This window comes from Flavobacterium resistens (genome assembly GCF_900182645.1).
Taxonomy (GTDB): domain Bacteria; phylum Bacteroidota; class Bacteroidia; order Flavobacteriales; family Flavobacteriaceae; genus Flavobacterium; species Flavobacterium resistens.
In genome coordinates, this window is the sequence record NZ_FXTA01000002.1 from 884,449 (window position 1) to 900,468 (window position 16,020).

Below are 16,020 nucleotides of genomic sequence, written 5' to 3' on the forward strand. Positions count from 1 at the left end.
AAATTATAATTAACAATCAACAATTAAATAAAAAAAATCATGGCAGCAGTAAACCCTTATTTACTATTTAATGGAAATTGCGAAGAAGCATTTCTATTTTACAAATCCGTTTTTGGAGGTGAATTTCCATATATCGGAAAATTTAAAGACATGCCTAAAGAAGAAGGCTGTGACGAAGTTTCTGAAGCAGATGCTGAAAGAATTATGCACGTTTCATTGCCAATAGGCAATACTATTTTAATGGGAAGTGATAGTTCGACACGATTTGGCGATTTGCCTTTTGGAGAAAACTTCTCAATTTCGATCAATACAGAAAGTACTGAAGAAGCAGACAGAATTTTCAACGGACTTTCAGCAGGCGGAAAAGTAGAAATGCCTTTGAATAAAACATTTTGGGGCGCTTATTTCGGAATGTTCAAAGATAAGTTTGGAATCAACTGGATGGTAAACTTTGACGAAAATCAGCCAGCTAAATAACAATAAGTTATGTTATTCTAAAAGCGGAACATAATTGTTAAATTACTTTAAAAAGCGCATGTATATGCGCTTTTTGTTTGCAAAAAAAACAAAGATTATTCTTTTTTATCACCAATAGATTGCCGATTTTTGTCGCTTCAAAATCAATAAAGAAAAAATGGCAATAGAGGATAAAGAAATTATTTTATTAAAAGTTTCAGGACATGATAAAATAGGGGTTACAGCAGGTTTAACAGCTGTATTGGCGGCTTATGATGCTAATATTTTAGATATCGGTCAGGCCGATATTCACGATACACTTTCTTTAGGAATTTTGTTTGAAATTGCTGCAGGTTCATCTTCAGCACCCGTTTTAAAAGACTTATTGTTCAAGGCTTACGAATTAGAAATTAAAGTGAAATTTATTCCAATTTCTATCGAAGACTACGAAACATGGGTGAAATCGCAATCAAAACAACGTTATATAATCAATATTTTAGGCGAAAAACTGGCTGCTTCTCAATTGGCTGCAGTAACTAAAATTATGTCAGATCAAAATCTGAATATTGATTCGATTATACGATTAACAGGAAGAACTTCAATTGTTGAAAAAGAAGAATATCCGCGTTCTTGTATTCAATTATCGGTTACAGGCGAAATTGTAAATAAAATTGTCATGACGGCAAGTTTTATGGAAATTTCAAGAACTTTAAATGTCGATATTTCGTTCCAGGAAGATAATATTTACAGAAGAAACCGCCGTTTGGTTTGCTTCGATATGGATTCGACTTTAATCCAAACCGAAGTTATTGACGAATTGGCAGAATTAAATGGCGTAGGCGATCAGGTGCGTGCAATTACTGAGTCGGCGATGAATGGTGAAATTGATTTCAACGAAAGTTTCAAACAACGAATGGCTTTACTGGAAGGTTTGAGTGAAGAAGTTTTACAAAATGTTGCCATAAATTTACCCATTACCCAAGGCGCACATCGCTTGATGAAAGCGCTTAAGTATTACGGATATAAAACTGCAATCCTTTCAGGAGGTTTCACTTATTTTGGAGATTATCTGCAAAAAGAATTAGGAATCGATTATGTTCACGCCAATCAACTGGAAATTAAAGACGGTAAATTAACCGGTAAATATTTAGGTGATATTATAAACGGAGAAAAGAAAGCCGAATTACTAAAAGCAATTGCCGAAAAAGAAGGAATTCACATCAATCAAACAATCGCAGTTGGAGACGGAGCAAATGATTTACCAATGCTAAACTTAGCCGGTCTCGGAATCGCTTTCCACGCAAAACCAAAAGTAAAAGAAAGTGCTTCAACATCAATTTCTAGTTTAGGTCTTGATGGCGTTTTATATCTTTTAGGATATCACGATCGATATATTGATATGATGTAAAGTTTAGTTTGTCATTTCGACGAAGGAGAAATCACACTAGAAATTCTATAATCAGAATAAAAAACAAAACCTCAGTCTTTTCAAAGAGCTGAGGTTTTTTTATATGGGCATGCCCCTCCGGGTCGGGCTATCCGTTTCAATCTTTTGTGCCGAACCCGGGCACAAAAGGATTTCCACTTCTATCCCTCATGCGAGTTTAGTGGAATTAGAGGTTTTTAATTTAAAATAGGTAATTACTCTTTTGCGGTGATGAATGAAAGTTGCTTGTTTACAATCTTCATTAATTCTTCTCTCGTCATTTTAATATCAGAATAATTTTCTGAGATAACTTCTAATGTTACGTCCTTGAAGCGAATGACAAAATGTTTATAATTTGAATAATGGATATCTAAATGTTGATGATGTTGGCGATTATTACTTTTTAATTCATGAATCCATTCAGAGTTGTAAACTTGATAGAAACCATATAACTCAATTCCAGTTATGTAATTAGGCATTCCAATCTCATCATTTGGATATCCATACTTGTAAATTTTGAACTTAAAATTTAATGCTTTTATTATATCATTTTTTTCTTCTAATAAAAGGAAGAGATCGTTTTGACTAGAGATAATGAAATTATCATGAATAAAATTATAATTGCTGTTTAGTTCGATTTTTTTGGCATATTGATTTGAAGATTCTACTTCCAATCCTAATAATTTTAATAGTTTCATCTATGATTTAATTGATTGTTAGTATGGAATTAGAGTAAAAAATCGTAAAATATTCTATTAAAAAATTACATCTCCTTCAACTGCTCCAAATAATCCCTCTGATTCGAAAGTCTCGGAATCTTATGTTGCCCACCAAGTTTATCTCTTTCTTTCAGCCAATCATAAAACAAATTCTCACGCGCAACATTAATCACCAAAGGATTTAAAGTCATATTGTTGTAGCGTTTTGCTTCGTAATCAGAATTTAAGGTTTGCAAAGTTTCGTCCAGCACTTTTTGGAAAAGACCAACATCAGCCGGTTTTTTCTTGAATTCGATCATCCATTCGTGCGCGCCTTTTTCTTTGTCGTGCATAAAAATAGGAGCAACCGTATAATCGATAACTTCAGTTTGCGTTATTTGACAGGCTTTCGCAATTGCTTGGTCAGTGTTTTCGACCATTAATTCTTCGCCAAAAACATTAATATGATGTTTGGTTCTTCCGGTAACTCGAATTCGGTACGGATTTAATGACGTAAAGCGAACGGTGTCGCCAATTAAGTAACGCCATAAACCAGAATTTGTAGTAATAACGATGGCGTAGTTTTTATTCAATTCAACATCGGCTAAACGCACCACTTTTTGGTTGGGAGTTCCAAAAGTGTCCATCGGAATAAATTCATAGAAAATTCCGTAATCCAGCATCAGTAATAAATCGCTAGAATAATTTAAATCCTGAATAGCAAAAAAGCCTTCGGAAGCATTGTAAATTTCGTAGTATTTAAAATCAGAACTAGGCAAAATTTTCTTGTATTGTTCTTTATAAGGAGAAAAACTTACGCCTCCATGAAAGTAAACTTCAAGATTTGGCCAAAGTTCAAGTAAATTTTGATTGCCGGTATTTTCTAAAACCTTATTCATTAAAACTAGCATCCAGGATGGAACTCCGGCAAAACTGGTTACATTTTCGTTTTTGGTTTCATTTATAATAGCTGCGATTTTGCTTTCCCATTCGCTCATAAGCGAAGTTTTGCTGCTTGGTGTACTGCTGAATTCAGCCCAAATCGGCATGTTTTCAATCAAAATTGCCGATAAATCGCCAAAGAAAGTATTATTGTTTTCGTAAATCTGAGAGCTTCCGCCCAAGCGAAGACTTTTTCCTAAAAACAATTCAGAATCTTCATTATTATTCAAATACAAACAAAGCAAATCTTTGCTTCCTTTATAATGGCAATCTTCAAGAGCTTCGTTGCTTACCGGAATAAATTTGCTTTTGGCATTTGTAGTTCCGCTTGATTTTGCAAACCATTTTATTGGTGTTTCCCAAAAAACGCCTTGTTCGCCTTGACGCGTGCGCTCAATTAAAGGTTGTAATTCTTCATACGTCGAAATGGGAACTCTTTCGGCAAAAGTTCTGTATGAATTTATCGATGCAAAATCATATTTTTTCCCCACAACAGTATTTTCTGAAGCCGTCAATAAATTATGCAATAGCTCTTCCTGAACTTCATTCGGGTATTTTAGAAAAAGCTCGATTTGGTGTATCCTTTGTTTAAGGACCCAAGATGCGAAAGAATTTATGATAGATACAGGCATGAAGATTTTTATTTTAGATTTTGAATTTTTGCTCAAAAAGCAAAACTCATAAATTTAAGATTTGAATATCGGCAGACAAACATTAACTTTGTCCTTGTATCAAAAATAGTATTTTTTTGCAAAAATAGTCCTATTTGAGACAAAGATTCCAATGTATAAATTGGATATTTAACAATAAAAACTCTAATTTCTCGGAGTTGTTACAAATCTAAAATTAGCAATTTAAAATTAAAAATCACATGCAATATCAAGGAGTACTTACAAAAATGCAGACTGAAATGGGAAATCCAATTCAATATTATTTGGTTTTCGAAGATAGTTTCTTAAGTATGAATCAATTATTGAATAAAGAGATTGAGATAAATTTTGTGGGTTTTCAATGTTTAAATTGCGGGAAAAAGAAAAAAATATACAGACAAGGTTTTTGCTACGATTGTTTTTATTCGAGCGCCGCAGTTGGTGATTGGATTATGAGACCTGAATTGAGTACTGCTCATTTAGGAATTGCCGATCGTGATTTAGAATACGAATCGCAAGTACAATTACAGCCGCATATCGTGTATTTGGCTTTTTCAACTGAAGTAAAAGTAGGAGTAACAAGAAAAACTCAAGTTCCGACAAGATGGATTGATCAAGGCGCAACTCAGGCAATTTCTATCGTTGAGGTTCCAAATAGATATTTAGCCGGAATTACCGAAGTCGCTCTAAAAGACCATTATACAGATAAAACAAACTGGAGAAAAATGCTTCAAGCTACCTCAGAATCATGCGATCTTATTGTTGAGAAAGCAAAAGTGGAGAACTTAATTCCAGCTGAAGTAAAGGATTATTTTTACAGCCAAAAAAATGATGTTTACGAATTAAATTATCCGGTACTAAATTACCCTGCAAAAATTAATAGTCTGAATTTAGATAAAACACCTTCTTTTCAAGGGAAACTTGTCGGAATTAAAGGGCAGTATTTATTATTTGAGAACGGAACTGTTTTTAATGTTCGCGGTTCTGAAGGTTATGTCGTCACAATAAACGTCTAGAGAATTTCCTTAATCGTCGATTGTTTTTTGCTTAATAGTATATTAAGTTGTTGATTATTAAATAATTTGCTGTAATTTTAAGTCGATTTCCAAGAACATAAATATGTGAATGTTAATACATTTGGTTACAATTTTGTAACAAATGCTTATTGGAAGAATTTACTTTTAGAAAGTAAAAGACCTTAGATTTGAGTCGAATCAATTCAGGCTTTATTTTCTAAAATTAAATTTAAGATTTAATAATTCGTAAATTATTTAATAGATGAGTGTTTTAAGCAAAGTAAATGTTTACAGACGCAATATAATGCGCAATTTGACTAAGAACATTGGGAAACCAAAAATGCAGGATGATTTCATTTTGGTTGATAAAGCTGAAATTAAAAAAGTCCTGATTTGCAGACCCAACGGAAGATTAGGTAATCTTTTATTGATCACACCTCTCGTTCAGGAAGTTGCTGAAACGTTTCCAAATTGTAAAATCGATTTATTCGTAAAAGGCACATTAGCACCTATTATTTTTGAAAATTATTCTGTCGTAAATAAAACAATTCATTTGCCTAAAAAGCCTTTTAAAAGTTTATTTGAATATTTAAAGGTTTGGATTTCAATAAAAAATGAATCCTATGATATGGTGATCAATGTGGATCAGAACTCTTCGTCGGGAAGATTGGCGGTTCAGTTTTCAAATGCAAAATATAAATTCTTTGGAGACGCAATAGATCAACAGGCTGAGAAAAAAAAGGATTTTGAGCATATTGCAAAATATCCGGTTTACAATTTCCGTCATTATTTAACAAAATTGCGATTATTTACAAACAGCAATAAAATAATTGCTCCTTTAGATTTAAAATTGTCAGCTTCTGAGGTTGCCAATGGAAGAAAGATTTTAAATGAATTGGTAAAGAATGATAAAAGAACAATTTTTATTTTTACTTATGCAACCGGAGCAAAATGTCTTTCTGAAGATTGGTGGGAGAAGTTCTATGAACAAATAACAAAGGAATATAAAGATTACAATATTGTTGAGGTTTTGCCAGTCGAAAATGTTTCACAAATTGGATTTAAAGCGCCAACATTTTATAGTAAAGATATTCGTGAGATAGGATCTGTGATTGCAAATGGAGATGTATTTATCGGTGCTGACAGCGGTATTATGCACTTGTCAAGTTCAGTTCAAACTCCAACTATAGGATTGTTTTCGGGCGCAAATATTAAAAAATATGAACCCTATGATAATTGCAGCATCGCAATAGATATCAATACTTGTACAGAAAGAGAATATACAAAAACCATAAATTCGATTTTGAATAACGGTAAATTAAATAGCTATTCAAAAGCAATATAAAAAACTAAAACATAAAAAAAAGGCATCCATTCGGATGCCTTTTTTTGTTTAATTCTTCTTCTTAAATAATCCATTAAGCAGGTCACTTGCTTTTTTGGTTACTTCCTGAGTTTTTTGCTCTTTTTCTGTTTTTGCAGCTTGCGTAGTATCTTTTGCTTTTGTGTTTTTATTGATTAAATCCGTTAAAGCAGCAGTTCCTTTCTGCGTTAATTTCTCTTTTTGCTGATTTGCAACCTGAGTCGCTAAACTGCTAACAGCAGCTTTCATATCAGTACTGATTTTTGGGCTAGAAAAATTACCCGTGATCAAGGCATTAATTGGAATATTTTCCAGTTTTGCAGCATCTGCAGGGGACATTTTTGCAATGAAAGCATTTGCTTCGCTTCCTAAATATTTAGCAGGAACGTCAAATTTCAAGTTGTAGTTCATTGTTTGGTCAAAACCGTGAGTTCCACCAACTGTAACTTTAATATCCTGATATTTAATGTCAAAAGGTTTTACATTTACTTTTCCGTTATCAAAAGTCAAAGCAGCTTTAATATCATTTAAATTCACTTTGTTGATGTCAAAGAACTTAATGTTTGAACTAAGAGAATTTAGTAAAGTTGAGTTCTTAGCATTTACAGTTGTCGAAAGTAATTGTCCAATTAAATCTCCTGAAATAGATTTCAGATCCGGAGTCAATTCATTTGCATCCAGGTTTCCATTTAATTTTATAGTCGAATTTAATTTACCATTAATGATTCCTGCAATCGGTGCAATTTTTTTCATCATATCTAATTGCGTGAACGTCTGCGCAATATCAACTTGATTGAAACCTAAGTTCATATCAAATGTTGGTACTTTTTCTTTTGTAGAAACAGCTCCGGTCAAACCAATTGTTCCTCCAAAAATCGATGTTTTAAAGTTCTCTAAAAGGGCTTTTTCATCTTTAATAATCAATTTTCCAGAAACATCTTTCAGTTTTAAATTGTCATATAAAACGGTATTTGCTTTTGCGTTTAATGTACAGTTTAGGAAAGCTGGAATTTTCATTGCTTCAGCTGGTTTTGCAGCTGTTTTTGTTTCTTCTTTTGCAGGTTCGCCAGCCGTCATAAAATCATCAACCGCTAACTGATTTGAACTCATGTTGAAGTTTCCTCTTAATTCCTGTTTTTTAAACATGAAACCATAGAAGTTTTCTAAAATTCCGTTGATGGCAATATCACTTTTTCCTGTTGTCGCATTGAACTGTTTTAAGTTGATTTTACTCGGATTAAACTCAACCTGCGCAATACTGATGTTCATCGATTTATTGTTTTCATCAGTATATTTAAATCCTGACAAACTCATCGTTCCTGCATTTTTAATGTTTTGATATTGACTTTTTTCTACAGAAGCCATATCAAAATTCGTCGTAACATCAGCTTTTAAAATACCTGCAAGCGGTTTATCCATTTTAATTGGATATGCTTTTGAAAGATTAGCCAAGTTGATTGTTCCTTTTAATGCAGCATCAACAATTGGGTTTACCGTAATATTTTTAATATTCGCTTTAGCGCTGAAAACATCCTGATCAATTCTGAAAGTCAGTTTGTCTAAATTGACGTAGGTATCATTTAGAATTCCTGTTTCGTTGATGATTTTTGTATCAATTACGATATTTTGAACTGATTTTGGCAAGTTCGGATATTGAAATGAACCGTTGTTTGAAGCAATCGCAATATTGAATTTTGGAACTGTTGTATCTGTCAATTCTCCTTTTGCAAAACCTGAAACGGTAAAATCTCCAGTTGTTTTTACGCCATCCAAACCGGCAGCATAAGCTGAAGGAATTAAGCCTAAGAAGTTTGTAAATGAAGATGTAGGAGTCTTAAACTTTAAATCATAAATCTGAGCTTTATCAGTCATTTGAATAAATCCGTCAAACTCTAAAGGCAATTGATTAATTAAAGCTTTATTTTCTTTAAAAGTATATTTGCTCTTATCAAGGTCGATTCCTAAAACAGCATCTAAAGTCAATTTTACATTTTTCATGTAATTTACTTTATCCATATCCAAAGATACTTTTGCGGTAGATTTTGTAGTCAAATCTAATTTTGAATTAGTAAAATCTCCTGTTCCTTCGTGGTTCAAACTGTCAATTACCATTTTAATTTTAGATCCCTGATCGATATATCTGAAGGTAAAATTTTCAATTTTGTAATTCTGGATTTTTAAAGAAAGCGGCTTGCTATTCTCATCTTTGGTTTCTTCTTTTTTGTCTTTTAAAGCAATATCGAAGTTTCCAACACCATCTTTATTGAAAATAATATTGATCAAACCATTTTCAGAGGTAATTCCCTGAATGTTTAAAGGTTCATCTTTTCCTTTAAAAAGCTCTTTAATGCTCATTTTCAGATTTAATTGACCTAATGAAACCAAAGTGTCACCTTCAAAAGGAGCTTTGTTGATTATCACCAGTTTTTCAATCCCGACTGCGGCGTTTGGAAAGTTTCGGAACAAACTTAAATCGGCATCTGCAAAACTTACTTTGGCATCAACGCTTTCGTTAATTGCTTCAGAAATCTTTGCTTTGATTTGGTCTTTAAAGAAGTAAGGAATGGCGAATAGGGCGGCCACAAAAACCACAATTACAATGGCGGTTATTTTTAAAATTTTCTTTAACATATTTATAGATTTGAGGGTTTACTTAAAATCGAATATTGCAAAAATAGTTTTTTTTGCCAAAGGGTGAAGATAAAGTTTTCTTAAAAAGTAAGAAATAGATTATTTTTGTGGAAATAAAAAATCCGTTTGATAATTTCAAACGGATTTACTTTTTAATGTTATTTATTTTTTGATGAACGAAACAATTTTATTGGTCAATTCCTCCGAAATAGGAAGGTTTTCATTGTTGTAACTTTCAAAATTGGCTTTATTGTCGCCGTCAATAATTTTTAAAATGTGGTTCATTTTGTCAACAATTACCAACTCAGCATTTTTGCTTGCTTTTGATAAACTTTCAGCATCTGTAACATTTACCTGTAAATCTTTATTTCCCTGAATGATTAAAACAGGAACCGTTAACTTTTTTATTTCTGTCTGCGGATCATATTTAAACCACGAAATCAAATAGGGCTGAATGCCTGGTCTGAAAAGTGAATTTAAAAGAGGATCAACTTTGTTTACTTTATTTCCATTTTTCAAACTGTCAATAATCGGAAATGTCATGTCTTCAATCTGTTTATTTGATTTTGAAGAAATCTGTTCTTTCAATAATTTGTCAGCAGATTCGCCGGCACCGGCAATCGAAATGAATTTATTTGCTTTTGCTCCGGCTATAATTCCAATTAACGATCCTTCGCTATGTCCAATTACAATCAATTGAGAAAAGCGTTTGTCTTGTTTTAAAAAATTAATCCAGCTTTTGGCATCTTCGGTATAATTTTCAAAAACCAAAGCCGATTCTGTTGGAGCTGAGGCTTTACTTTCGCCAATTCCTCTTTTGTCATATCTTAAAGATGCAATTCCGTTTTTTGCTAAAGCTTCCGCCAGCATTTTCAGTGAATTGTTTTTCATCATCGGATTATTTCCGTTTCGATCTGTTGGTCCTGAACCTGCAATGATTAAAGCAACGGGACATTTTTTTGTAACATCAGGAACGGTCAATGTTCCGTAAAGCTGGTCGACATTGATTTTTAAAGTTACATTGGTTTCTTTAAAAGTGTCTTGCTTTGCATTTTGTGCATTTACTGCAGAAAGAAATAGAACACTCAAAAACAAAAATATCTTTTTCATTTTTTAAGATTTGAATTACTTAATATTAATTCCAAAAGGCATCATCGCCTGAACTCCTTTTTGTTTTTGAAGTTTTTTAATCTGTTCAATCATCAGATAATTTTCTTCGCCAATTTCTTCTTTAATAAAAGCTTCTTTGGACTTTGCAAAAGGCATTTTTGATAAAATATCACCAAATGTTTTTTCGTATTCTGGATAATTTTGAGTGCTGTATGTTTTTATTTTAGCCATTTTAGCAGCTTCAGTAATAGCATCATTCAAACCACCGATTTTATCTACCAAACCAATTTTAAGCGCTTCACTTCCAGACCAAACTCTTCCTTGAGCAATAGCATCAACTTGAGCAAAAGTCATTTTTCGTCCTTCGGCAACATGCGTTACAAAAGTTTTGTAAATATGTTCAACGCCTTCTAAAGTGAAAGCTTTGAATTTTTCATCAACAGGAACAAACGGACTATAATTAGCTGAGTTTTCGTGTGTTTTTACTTGTTCAGTGTTAATTCCTAATTTATTTGCTAACGGACTGAAATTTGGCAATATTCCAAAAACTCCAATAGAACCTGTAATCGTGTTGCTTTCTGCGAAAATTTTATTTGCGTTGCAGGCAATATAATAACCGCCAGAAGCTGCATAATTACCCATTGAAACCACGACAGGTTTTACTTTTTTAGTTATTTCAATTTCTCTCCAAATTAAATCTGAAGTTAAAGCGCTTCCTCCCGGACTGTCAATTCTTAAAACAATTGCTTTTACGTCATCATTTTTTCTGGCTTCCTGAAGTGCGCGTCGCATTGAACCTTCTCCAATAACATTAACATCACCTTCGCCGCTTTCAATTTCGCCTTGAGCGTAAATGATGGCGATTTCGTCAGTTGCTGTATTAGTTAACGCTGTTGTAACATTGTTTTGAGTATAATCTTCAATTGAAATTTTGTTGTAATCATCATCGCCAGTTACTTTTAACTGTTTTTTGATCGCGTTATGATAAACATCTTCATAAGCTATAATATCCACCAAACCATTTGCTTTTGCCAATTCCGGAGTTCTTGCAAGCAAACCATTTGCGATTTCGTTTAATCTCGGAAGCGGAATATTTCGGCTTTTTGAAATATCAGCAGAAACTGTCGCCCAAATAGAATTTAATAAAGCTGTAACTTGTTCTCTGTTGGCATCGCTCATTTTATTTTCTAAAAATGGCTCTACTGCACTTTTATATTTTCCGTGACGAATAACTTCCATATGAATTCCAGATTTGTCCTGGAAATCTTTAAAAAACATTACTTCAGAGGAAAGACCTTTGAAATCTAAATCACCAGCAGGATTTAAGTAAACAGTATTCGCAACAGAATTCAAATAGTATTCTTTTTGCGAATAAGTATTGGCGTAAGCCCAAACAAATTTTCCTGATTTTTTGAAACTTTCAAGCGCATTTCTTAAGTCTTTGTATTGAGCAAGACCAAGCGAAGATTCATCGTTTAAAATAGAAATTCCTTTAATTTTATCATCTGTTTTTGCAGCTTCAATAGCGTTGATAACATCGGAGATGCCGATTCCTTTTTGTTCTGAAAAAACAGTTACCCAAGGATCTTTGTACTTTCCAGCGTAGTCATTTTTAATATCTTTTAAATTCAGTTCGATAACCGAATCACTTTTTACGGAAACCGCATCATCTCCTCCAAAAATAGCCCCAATAAGGATTACTCCGAAAAAGAATAACATGATAAATACAAAAATACCAATCACAGTGGCAATTACATTTCCTAAAAACTTCATAAGTATATTTTTTTTAATAAGTAGCAAAAAAGACTGCTTCGTTACAAATATATCTAAATACGAATTAACTCCGTTATACGATTTATTAAATATTTGTTGATTTTACATTTTTTAAACCAACTAAATAATGTATTCAATTCTAAAATAGTTTTAGTTACTTTGCATTAATTATGAAGTCACAGCATCAAGTCGTTTTATCTATAGGAAGCAATCAGGGAAACAGATTAGCAAATATTGAAAGTTGTATTGCTTTACTACATCAGGAAGTAGGAACTGTTATCAGGGTTTCAAAACTATATGAAACTCCTGCCTGGGGATTTGAAAGTGATGCTTTTTATAATTGTGCGCTTCTTTTGCACAGTACTTCATCGGCGCAAAAAATATTAAATCAGGTTTTAAAAGTTGAAAAACAATTAGGAAGAATCAGATCCAATCAGGAAGGATATCAATCCCGAATTATCGATGTGGATTTAATTGCTTTTGATAATGAAATTATAGAAACTGAAAAATTGCAGATTCCGCATCCGTTGATGCAAAACAGAAACTTTGTATTGTTGCCGGTTCAGGATTTAAAGTTAGATTGGAAACATCCTGTTCTTCAAAAGACGATTCCCGAATTAATTGCCGTTTCTCCAGATGATAGCGTTTGTACAGCCGTTCAGAATTTGAAAAGTCCGTTGCAGGAAATTGCATTAGAAAACTTCAATTATATTGCTTTTGAAGGAAATATCGGCGCAGGAAAAACGACATTGGTTCATAAAATTGCTGAAGATTTTAATGCTAAGACAGTATTGGAAGGTTTTGCCGATAATCCGTTTTTACCTAAGTTTTATAAAGATCAAAACCGATATGCTTTTCCGCTAGAAATGTCTTTTTTGGCCGATCGCTACCAGCAATTAGCCGATGATTTAAAACAATTTGATTTGTTTAAAGATTTTATTGTAGCCGATTATCATATTTTTAAATCACTGATTTTTTCTAAAATTACACTTGGAGAAGATGAATATCGTTTGTACAGAAATCTGTTCGATATTATCTACAAAGAAATGCCAAAACCCGATTTGTATATTTATTTGTATCAAAACACAGAACGCTTGCTTCAGAATATTAAAAAGCGTGGCCGTAGCTACGAACAAAATATAGAAGCTAGTTATTTGGAAAAAATCAATACGGGATATTTGGATTACATAAAATCACAAACCGACTTGAATGTTTTGATTATCGATGTTTCAGATCGCGATTTTGTGAAAAAACATGAAGATTATCTTTTTATTTTAAATGAAATCAAGAAAAAAATAGGGTAATACCTTAATTAGGAAATATGCCAATTAGAAAATTAGATAATTTTTTATGCGGTTTTGAGAGCATTTCCTAATTCTCTAATTGACTCATTGTCTAATTATAATATTCCGAGTTGTTTTCTCAGTTTGGCAGATAATTTTTCGTTAACCAGACGATACGATTGTTGAATGTATTTTTCCCATTCTGATTTTTTCATTCTTGAAATATCATCAATCAAAACCCATTTGTATTTGGCAACATACGGAGCAGGTTTGAATCCAGGTCTGGTGCTCATTTCTTCAAATTCTTCATCCAAAACTTTAAAAGAAGCCGAAGTTGGATTTTGGTCAAGACCAACAACACAATACATTTTAGTTCCTACTGAAAAAACAAGATCATGATCCCATTTTATGTCTTCTGTTGTTCCAGTCAGTTTTTGACATATTTCGCGAATTGTTTCTATATCCATTTTTATCTTTTTAATGAAAAATGTCCTCTTACAACAGGATGATTTTCGTCAATTTTTAAAGTGTACCAATAATCGGATGCCGGAAGCTGTATTTTGTTGAAAGTCCCGTCCCAGCTCATTTTCGCAGCACTTAACTGTGCTAACAATTTTCCGTAGCGATCAAATATAGTAATTTGGGCTTTAGGATAATTGTCCAATCCTGTTATTTCCCAAACATCATTGAAAGAGTCATTATTTGGAGTAAAAAATGCGGGAAAAACCAGAACAACGAAACTTTTTGAAACCGTTTTGCAACCACTTTTTTCTCTCGCATAAGCAGTTTGCAAACCACCAGAAACATTTTCAAAAACATTAGAATTCTGAAAATTTATTCCGTCAATAGAATATTCAAAATAGCTTTCAGGATTGCTGAGAATAATAGTCACTGTTCTATTGTCAACTTCAATTTTTTGAATTTCAGGTGCAGGAAGTTCAATTACTTTGATATTTTTTTGATTTGTACAATTACCCAAAGTAGAAGCAGTTACAACGACAAAATATGTTCCTAATTGCGAAACGTTGATTTTTTGAGTCGTTTCTCCTGTTGACCACAAATAACTCATATTGCTGATTCCAGCGTCTAATGTAACCGAATTAGGAGCGCACAAAACGACTACTTCATCTTGTACTTCAGGAAGTGGATAGACTTTTATTTCGATTGGGGTTCGCGTAACAGAACGGCAATCGTTATTATTGGCTTCGGCATAATAAATTGTATTTGCTGAAATATTAGGAGTGACAAACAAAGAGCCAGTTCCTAAAATCGATCCGCCAGTTTTTGAGTCGTACCAGTTTGCTTCGCCTGCAGAAACAGTCGCTTCTAAAAAGAAGATTCCAGAACCGCAAACAGGCTCGGGATTTAAAACAGAAGTTACTTCTGGAACTACATTTACTCTTGCTACAATAGCAGTTCTTTTTGTGAGACAGCCTTCAAATTCGGCTGCAACATAATACGTTTGACTTGCGTTTAAAACTGGAGTTGTAAAATTATTTCCGGTTGCTATTATGCCAGTGCTTGTTTCATCGGAAAACCAATTTATTATTCCTGCTGAGCTTTTGGCTTCTAATAGAGTAGTCCCAAATCCGCAGATGTCTGGAGCTTTTGTTTCGGTAATTGAAAGCATGGTGAGCGAAGTGCTGGCGCTTATTTGAGGATAAACATCTCCTGGCATTCCGCCATATTCTACAATATATCCTCTAGGATAATTTACATTGGTTGGATCAGAACTTCCATAGAGAGAAGTATCATTCCATCTTCCTTTTTGACCATTTCCGGGCGGTGTGATATAGGCATAATCTTCAACTCCTATCAGGGCTAGTTCACCACCATTATTTGGTTCTTTGAAATCATTCCAATAAGCAAAAGTTGTAGTAGAGCCACTTTCTCGTCCGTACCAAAATTGAGTTCCTTCTTCAGGGCCTGTTTCCCATATCCAATAAGGTTCTTTTCGGGCATCACTGCCACCAATCCATCCTGTGCCTGAAAGCTGTTCTCCAACAAATATTGCTTCATCTAAAGTTGTGATAGTTACGAGATAGCCTTGAAGCCCATAATATTTGCTCGCAGCTGCAGCTCTTTTAGCGTTGCCCCAAGAAATCCCTGGGCTAGAAACAAATTGGTAATAATGTTTTGATGAAGGTAAATAATTGGCTTGTCCCAAGCTTATCGAAAAATTTCTGATTCCGCTTGGACTTGTGGAACTGTTTCTAAATTCAACTGCTTTTATAGCAGAAATGAATTCAGAAAGTGAGGCTTTTTTTCCTGTATCGTTTGAAATGGTAAGTGTACCTGAGTTGAAGTCCCAGTTTGAAATTAAATTAGGATGAGTGCCTATTAGGCTTAATTGATCTTCATTGTTTATGTATCCGGAAGAAATTTGAATATAAACTGCATTAATTTCTTCTGTTGCATTGATTGTAACGTCTGTTACAATTTTTATACTGCTTTGCGGACAATAAACTTGATTTCCAGTTGCAGTGATTATAGACGCAGCTGTGGAAGATTTAGGTTTGTTTTCTTTTTTAAATTCCCATTCATACAAAGGCGTGTTTTTAAAGGCAAATAACGCATTACAAAATAGTAGTGCAATTGCCATAGTATAGCCACAAGAGAATTTGGTTTTCATATTTAAAATTACATTTTTTAATTGAAAACTGTTTTGGAAA

The 16,020-nt window shown here is 33.3% G+C and carries 12 protein-coding genes; 5 read left to right on the forward strand and 7 right to left on the reverse strand.

Features of this window, described 5'->3' with window-relative positions:
- The first annotated feature begins 39 nt into the window (after window positions 1-39).
- Together FN795_RS09885 and serB are read left to right on the forward strand one after the other, a co-directional pair.
- The gene (locus tag FN795_RS09885) at window positions 40-477 is read left to right on the forward strand and encodes a VOC family protein (protein WP_142450444.1); all 438 of its coding nucleotides are present in this window, start codon (window positions 40-42) and stop codon (window positions 475-477) included.
- Window positions 478-634: 157 nt separating this feature from the next.
- The gene (gene serB, locus FN795_RS09890; protein ID WP_035651620.1) at window positions 635-1,864 is read left to right on the forward strand and encodes a phosphoserine phosphatase SerB; all 1,230 of its coding nucleotides are present in this window, start codon (window positions 635-637) and stop codon (window positions 1,862-1,864) included.
- 233 nt (window positions 1,865-2,097) lie between these two features.
- Here the strand turns inward: serB and FN795_RS09895 are convergent, their stop codons facing one another.
- Both FN795_RS09895 and FN795_RS09900 read right to left on the reverse strand, forming a co-directional pair.
- Complete coding sequence (locus tag FN795_RS09895) at window positions 2,098-2,556, reverse strand: hypothetical protein (protein ID WP_142450445.1); 459 nt, start codon at window positions 2,554-2,556, stop codon at window positions 2,098-2,100.
- 89 nt (window positions 2,557-2,645) lie between these two features.
- Window positions 2,646-4,154: a GH3 auxin-responsive promoter family protein gene (locus FN795_RS09900; protein ID WP_142450446.1), complete on the reverse strand. Its 1,509-nt coding sequence runs from the start codon at window positions 4,152-4,154 to the stop codon at window positions 2,646-2,648.
- A 239-nt stretch (window positions 4,155-4,393) separates the two neighbouring features.
- Between FN795_RS09900 and FN795_RS09905 the strand changes: the two genes are divergently transcribed.
- Complete coding sequence (locus FN795_RS09905) at window positions 4,394-5,188, forward strand: DUF2797 domain-containing protein (protein WP_142450447.1); 795 nt, start codon at window positions 4,394-4,396, stop codon at window positions 5,186-5,188.
- A gap of 262 nt (window positions 5,189-5,450) precedes the next feature.
- Window positions 5,451-6,533 carry a glycosyltransferase family 9 protein gene (locus tag FN795_RS09910; protein WP_142450448.1) on the forward strand — a complete coding sequence of 361 codons (1,083 nt, stop codon included), beginning with the start codon at window positions 5,451-5,453 and terminating at the stop codon, window positions 6,531-6,533.
- A 48-nt stretch (window positions 6,534-6,581) separates the two neighbouring features.
- Here the strand turns inward: FN795_RS09910 and FN795_RS09915 are convergent, their stop codons facing one another.
- The 3 genes from FN795_RS09915 to sppA all read right to left on the reverse strand — a co-directional run bounded on the left by FN795_RS09915 (window position 6,582) and on the right by sppA (window position 12,065).
- Window positions 6,582-9,182 carry an AsmA-like C-terminal region-containing protein gene (locus FN795_RS09915; RefSeq protein ID WP_142450449.1) on the reverse strand — a complete coding sequence of 867 codons (2,601 nt, stop codon included), beginning with the start codon at window positions 9,180-9,182 and terminating at the stop codon, window positions 6,582-6,584.
- 162 nt (window positions 9,183-9,344) lie between these two features.
- Window positions 9,345-10,292 carry an alpha/beta hydrolase gene (locus FN795_RS09920; RefSeq protein ID WP_142450450.1) on the reverse strand — a complete coding sequence of 316 codons (948 nt, stop codon included), beginning with the start codon at window positions 10,290-10,292 and terminating at the stop codon, window positions 9,345-9,347.
- Between the two features lie 15 nt (window positions 10,293-10,307).
- Window positions 10,308-12,065 (reverse strand): signal peptide peptidase SppA, encoded by a 1,758-nt coding sequence (gene sppA, locus FN795_RS09925; protein ID WP_142450451.1) that lies wholly within the window; start codon window positions 12,063-12,065, stop codon window positions 10,308-10,310.
- Between the two features lie 170 nt (window positions 12,066-12,235).
- On the opposite strand from sppA, the gene folK reads away from it, so the two are divergent.
- Window positions 12,236-13,369 (forward strand): 2-amino-4-hydroxy-6-hydroxymethyldihydropteridine diphosphokinase, encoded by a 1,134-nt coding sequence (gene folK, locus FN795_RS09930; protein ID WP_142450452.1) that lies wholly within the window; start codon window positions 12,236-12,238, stop codon window positions 13,367-13,369.
- 95 nt (window positions 13,370-13,464) lie between these two features.
- Here folK and FN795_RS09935 read toward each other — a convergent pair whose 3' ends face one another.
- Entirely contained in the window at window positions 13,465-13,815 is a 351-nt protein-coding gene (locus tag FN795_RS09935) for an MmcQ/YjbR family DNA-binding protein (RefSeq protein ID WP_142450453.1), read from the reverse strand.
- Between the two features lie 2 nt (window positions 13,816-13,817).
- A complete protein-coding gene (locus FN795_RS09940; protein ID WP_142450454.1) occupies window positions 13,818-15,980 on the reverse strand; it encodes a T9SS type B sorting domain-containing protein in 2,163 nt (720 codons plus the stop codon).
- Between the last annotated feature and the right edge of the window lie 40 nt (window positions 15,981-16,020).